This is a genomic window from Streptomyces albipurpureus (assembly GCF_023701525.1).
Taxonomy (GTDB): domain Bacteria; phylum Actinomycetota; class Actinomycetes; order Streptomycetales; family Streptomycetaceae; genus Streptomyces; species Streptomyces albipurpureus.
Genome location: NZ_JAMQAW010000107.1, coordinates 1 through 1,212, shown reverse-complemented (window position 1 = coordinate 1,212; position 1,212 = coordinate 1). Strand labels below are relative to the sequence as shown.

1 rRNA gene is annotated in these 1,212 nt (G+C 56.0%); it reads left to right on the top strand.

Annotation, left to right across the window (positions count from 1 at the left end):
• Window positions 1-1,212: ribosomal RNA gene (locus NBG84_RS39710) — 23S ribosomal RNA — on the top strand; the annotation flags it as partial.

The window sequence follows — 1,212 nt, the reverse complement described above, 5'->3', positions numbered from 1 at the left end:
CAAGTTTTTAAGGGCGCACGGTGGATGCCTTGGCACCAGGAACCGATGAAGGACGTGGGAGGCCGCGATAGTCCCCGGGGAGTCGTCAACCAGGCTTTGATCCGGGGGTTTCCGAATGGGGAAACCCGGCAGTCGTCATGGGCTGTCACCCATGCCTGAACACATAGGGCATGTGGAGGGAACGAGGGGAAGTGAAACATCTCAGTACCCTCAGGAAGAGAAAACAACCGTGATTCCGGGAGTAGTGGCGAGCGAAACTGGATGAGGCCAAACCGTATATGTGTGATACCCGGCAGGGGTTGCGTATGCGGGGTTGTGGGATCTCTCTTTTACGGTCTGCCGGCCGTGAGACGAGTCAGAAACCGTAGTCATAGGCGAAGGACATGCGAAAGGTCCGGCGTAGAGGGTAAGACCCCCGTAGCTGAAATGATTGCGGCTCGTTTGAGAGACACCCAAGTAGCACGGGGCCCGAGAAATCCCGTGTGAATCTGGCGGGACCACCCGTTAAGCCTAAATATTCCCTGGTGACCGATAGCGGATAGTACCGTGAGGGAATGGTGAAAAGTACCGCGGGAGCGGAGTGAAATAGTACCTGAAACCGTGTGCCTACAAGCCGTGGGAGCGTCGCACAGGAGACTTGTTCTTTTGTGTCGTGACTGCGTGCCTTTTGAAGAATGAGCCTGCGAGTTTGCGGTGTGTTGCGAGGTTAACCCGTGTGGGGGAGCCGTAGCGAAAGCGAGTCCGAATAGGGCGTTTTAGTAGCATGCTCAAGACCCGAAGCGGAGTGATCTAGCCATGGGCAGGTTGAAGCGGCTGTAAGAGGTCGTGGAGGACCGAACCCACCAGGGTTGAAAACCTGGGGGATGACCTGTGGTTAGGGGTGAAAGGCCAATCAAACTCCGTGATAGCTGGTTCTCCCCGAAATGCATTTAGGTGCAGCGTCGTGTGTTTCTTGCCGGAGGTAGAGCACTGGATAGGCGATGGGCCCTACCGGGTTACTGACCTTAGCCAAACTCCGAATGCCGGTAAGTGAGAGCGCGGCAGTGAGACTGTGGGGGATAAGCTCCATGGTCGAGAGGGAAACAGCCCAGAGCATCGACTAAGGCCCCTAAGCGTACGCTAAGTGGGAAAGGATGTGGAGTCGCAGAGACAACCAGGAGGTTGGCTTAGAAGCAGCCACCCTTGAAAGAGTGCGTAATAGCTCACTGGTCA